Source organism: Bradyrhizobium sp., from assembly GCF_030654605.1.
Classification (GTDB): domain Bacteria; phylum Pseudomonadota; class Alphaproteobacteria; order Rhizobiales; family Xanthobacteraceae; genus Bradyrhizobium.
The window spans coordinates 1-4,165 of sequence record NZ_JAURXB010000126.1 but is presented as its reverse complement, the minus strand read 5'-3'; the positions used below and the strand labels follow the sequence as shown (position 1 = coordinate 4,165).

Here is a 4,165-nt window from a genome sequence, read left to right as displayed (position 1 = left end):
GCGCGTGCGAGTTCGTCGCCGGTGGTGTCGTGGGGTGCGAACCGGATCGACGCGTTCGTGCTGGGCAGCGACCGCGCGCTGTATCACAAATGGTGGAACGGCGCGGCCTGGGGCCCGTCGCTCACGGGCTACGAGAACATGGGCGGCGTTTGCACCAGCGTGCCGCAGGCGGTGGCCTGGGGCCCGAACCGGCTCGACGTGTTCGTGACCGGCACCGACAGCGCGCTGTATCACAAATGGTGGAACGGCTCGGCCTGGGGTCCGTCGCTCACCGGCTATGAACGCATGGGCGGCGTCTGCCTGGGCGATCCGCGCGTGGTCTCATGGGGTCCGGACCGGCTCGACGTGTTCGTGGTCGGCACCGACCGGGCGCTGTATCACAAATGGTGGAACGGATCGGCCTGGGGTCCATCGCTCACCGGCTATGAGCGCATGGGCGGCATCTGCCTGGGGCAGCCGGAAGTGGTGGCCTGGGGTCCGAACCGGCTCGACGTGTTCGTGATCGGCACCGACCGGGCGCTGTATCATAAATGGTGGAACGGTTCGGCCTGGGGTCCGTCGCTCACCGGCTATGAACGCCTGGGCGGTGTGTGCATGTCCGCACCGCGGGTGGTGTCCTGGGGGCCGGACCGGCTCGACGTGTTCGTGACCGGCACCGACGGCGCGCTGTATCACAAATGGTGGGACGGCTCGGCGTGGGGTCCGTCGCTCACCGGCTTTGAACGCATGGGCGGCATCTGCGTGGGCGAGCCCGAGGCGGTTGCCTGGGGTCCGAACCGGCTCGACGTGTTCGTGATCGGCACCGACAGCGCGCTGTACCACAAATGGTGGAACGGTTCTGCCTGGGGTCCGTCGCTCACCGGCTACGAGAACATGGGCGGCGTCTGCACGTCGAGGCCTCGTGTCACGGCGTGGGGCCCGAACCGGCTCGATGTGTTCGTGACGGGCACCGACAGCGCGCTGTACCATAAATGGTGGAACGGCTCGGCCTGGGGACCGTCACTCACCGGCTACGAGAACATGGGCGGCGTCATCTCCGCCTTCCGCACCGATGAAGCCGAACTCCGGCGGCACGCCGCATAATGATGTGCGGCGTGCCGTCGTCTTTCCGAACAGGGTTCAGCGCTGCAGCCGCGCCAGCAGGCTCGACGTGTCCCAGCGCTTGCCGCCCATCTTCTCGACTTCCGAATAGAACTGATCGACCAGCGCGGTCACCGGCAGGCTGGCGCCGTTGCGGCGCGATTCCGCGAGACAGATCGACAGATCCTTGCGCATCCATTCCACGGCAAAACCGAAATCGAACTTGCCGTCATTCATGGTCTTGTAGCGGTTCTCCATCTGCCAGGATTGCGCGGCGCCCTTCGAGATGGTGTCGATCACGGCCTGGACGTCGAGCCCGGCCTTCTTGGCAAAATGAATGCCTTCCGAAAGGCCCTGGACCAGCCCGGCGATGCAGATCTGGTTGACCATCTTGGTCAGTTGCCCGGAGCCGGCGGGTCCGAGCAGCTTGCACATCCGCGCATAGGCCGCGATCACGGGCTCGGCGCCGGCATAGGCGTCGGCGGTACCGCCGCACATCACCGTCAACACGCCGTTTTCCGCACCGGCCTGGCCGCCGGACACCGGTGCGTCGATGAACTTGAAGCCCGCCTTGGTGGCGGCGGCATCGAGCTCGCGCGCGACTTCAGCTGAAGCGGTGGTATGATCGACGAAGGTGGCACCCTTTTTCACGCCCGCGAACGCGCCATCGGCGCCGATCGTGACGGCGCGCAGGTCGTTGTCGTTGCCGACGCAGCACATCACGAAATCCTGGCCCTCGGCGGCGGCCTTCGGCGTCGCAGCCGTCTTGCCGCCGAATTTCTCGGCCCATGCCTTGGCCTTGGCCGGCGTCCGGTTGAAGACCGTCACCTCATGGCCGCCCTTGGCCACCAGATGTCCTGCCATGGGGAAACCCATGACGCCGAGACCGAGAAAAGCGACTTTAGCCATGTGAGCAACCTTGGGGTTTTGCCGGCATTGGATGCGCCGGACGGTGTTCTGGAGAGCGAGGAGGGGCCTTGAACAGGTCTCCTTTGGGATGCGGAAGGCGCACAATAACCCCTGCAGCATGGAGGGCAACGGCTGCGTTTGCCGTGTGGGCCGGGTTTTGTGCTAGGATTGGCCTTCCAAATAATGGCCTTGCAGACAAGGCTACAAAAAACGGGAGTGTATCGCATGGGCATGAGCGTGGGTGTGCTGGATCATTTCAACATCCGGACCCGGAAACTCGACGACACGGTCCGGTTCTACGAGGACATTCTGGGCCTCGAAAAAGGCCCCCGGCCGGACTTCGCCTTCCCCGGGGCGTGGATGTACAGCGAGGGCAAGGCGGTGGTGCATCTGGTCGATATTTCCCGGACCGAGGAGCCGCAAAAGCCTGATTCCGGCGTGGTCCATCACGTTGCCTTCGTCAGCCGGGGATTTGCCGACATGCAGCAGCGGCTGGAATCCAGGAGGTTCAAATACGAGGCCCGGCAGGTTCCGGGCGGCGAGCTCTGGCAGATCTTCGTCGATGACCCTAACGGCGTCATGATCGAATTGAACTATGAGGCCGCCAAGGAGCAGGGCGTGGCAGCGGCCCCGGTCGAGACCCGGGAAGACATGGCGGCGAGGTAGCCTTTCGGGCCGGACCGCTCTATGGGTCGCATTCGAAAGTGACGTGGCGCTTCGGGCGAAACGGACTCCGTTTCGCGCCGGGAGATTGCGCCAGAACAACGAATCGAGCCCGGCTCTGAGCCAATCAGGACCGACAAGGCTCAAGGAGATGCGACGTGAGCGTGACGCAGCAACAGGTTCTGAAGGCACTGGCCGGGGTGAAGTCGCCCGATGGCGTCGCCTTGACCGACGCCAATGTGCTGTCGGCGGTCACCGTGAACGACGGCAAGGTGTTTTTCTCGATCAATGTCGATGCCGCGCAGGCCCGCGCCTGGGAAAGCGTCCGGGCTGCGACCGAGGCCGCGGTACGCGCCATCCCCGGCGTCACCACCGCCATGATCGCGCTGACCGCCGAACGCAAACCCGGCTCCCCGTCGGCAGCGCCGGCTCCGCATCGCCATTCGCACGGCGTGCAGCCGGTCTCGGCGCATCGCCCGCCGCAGAGTCCCGCCTCGCCGATGTCGAAGCAGTCGGAGATACCGGGCATTGCCGCTGTGATCGCGGTGGCCTCCGGCAAGGGCGGAGTCGGTAAATCCACCACGGCACTCAATCTGGCTCTGGGCCTGCGCGATCTCGGTTTGCGGGTTGGTCTGCTCGATGCCGATATCTATGGGCCGTCGGTGCCGCGGCTGACCGGCATTCACGAGAAACCGCAGCTGGACGACAACAGGAAGATGATTCCGATTCAGCGTTTCGGCCTCGCCATCATGTCGATCGGTTTTCTGGTCGAGGAGGAGACCGCGATGATCTGGCGCGGGCCGATGGTGATGTCGGCGATCACCCAGATGCTGCGCGACGTCGCCTGGGGAACCCTCGATATTCTCGTGGTCGACATGCCGCCCGGCACCGGCGACGCGCAACTCACGCTGGCGCAGAATGTGCCGCTGCGGGGCGCGGTGATCATCTCGACGCCGCAGGATCTTTCGCTGATCGATGCGCGGCGGGGGCTGGCGATGTTCAAGAAGGTCAACGTGCCGGTGCTCGGCATCGTCGAGAACATGAGCTATTTCCAGTGTCCGGAATGCGGCACGCGATCGGATATTTTCGGGCACGGCGGCGCACGGCTGGAGGCGGAACGGCTGGGCGTGCCGTTCCTCGGTGAAATCCCGCTGCACATGTCGATTCGCGCCACCTCGGATTCGGGAACTCCGGTGGTCGACAGCGAGCCCGACGGACCCCATGCGGCGATCTATCGCGCGATCGGCGCCAAGGTCCGCGACCAGCTCCAGGGCGTTATCGCTGCCGCTTGAGCCCGATTGTCGCGTGAATATGCGACTTTCGTTTATTCGGTGCAGTCATGCCGTTGTCGTGTATTCCGAACGCAAATTTCCGTGTTAAAGCGCCCCCGCCAGAGTGCCTTACGGCAGACGCAAATACCGCTTCGCCGAATTTGCGCTCCAGGAAATCTGGGAAGAAATGCCCCAACTAGGAGAAGGCTGAATGAAGCGTCGTGATTTTTTGAAAGTTTCCG

Annotated in this window: 4 protein-coding genes; 3 read left to right on the top strand and 1 reads right to left on the bottom strand. The window is 64.4% G+C overall.

Annotated features, from left to right (window positions below; translation table 11 throughout):
- Positions 1–1,083 (top strand): hypothetical protein (locus tag Q7U29_RS12875; protein WP_304741944.1); only part of this gene is annotated, 1,083 nt, incomplete at its 5' end.
- Positions 1,084–1,119: 36 nt separating this feature from the next.
- On the opposite strand, the gene Q7U29_RS12870 is transcribed toward Q7U29_RS12875, so the two are convergent.
- Complete coding sequence (locus Q7U29_RS12870; protein ID WP_304741943.1) at positions 1,120–1,989, bottom strand: NAD(P)-dependent oxidoreductase; 870 nt, start codon at positions 1,987–1,989, stop codon at positions 1,120–1,122.
- Positions 1,990–2,214: 225 nt separating this feature from the next.
- Here Q7U29_RS12870 and Q7U29_RS12865 point away from each other — a divergent pair, with 225 nt between their 5' ends.
- Entirely contained in the window at positions 2,215–2,655 is a 441-nt protein-coding gene (locus Q7U29_RS12865) for a VOC family protein (protein ID WP_304741941.1), read from the top strand.
- Positions 2,656–2,810: 155 nt separating this feature from the next.
- Complete coding sequence (locus Q7U29_RS12860; protein WP_304741940.1) at positions 2,811–3,944, top strand: Mrp/NBP35 family ATP-binding protein; 1,134 nt, start codon at positions 2,811–2,813, stop codon at positions 3,942–3,944.
- The last annotated feature ends 221 nt before the right edge of the window (positions 3,945–4,165 follow it).

Excerpts from the sequence above, each read along its gene's own strand:
- Q7U29_RS12865 (WP_304741941.1), top strand. The coding sequence starts at position 2,215 with ATGGGCATGAGCGTGGGTGTGCTGGATCATTTCAACATCCGGACCCGG.
- Q7U29_RS12870 (WP_304741943.1), bottom strand. The coding sequence starts at position 1,989 with ATGGCTAAAGTCGCTTTTCTCGGTCTCGGCGTCATGGGTTTCCCCATG.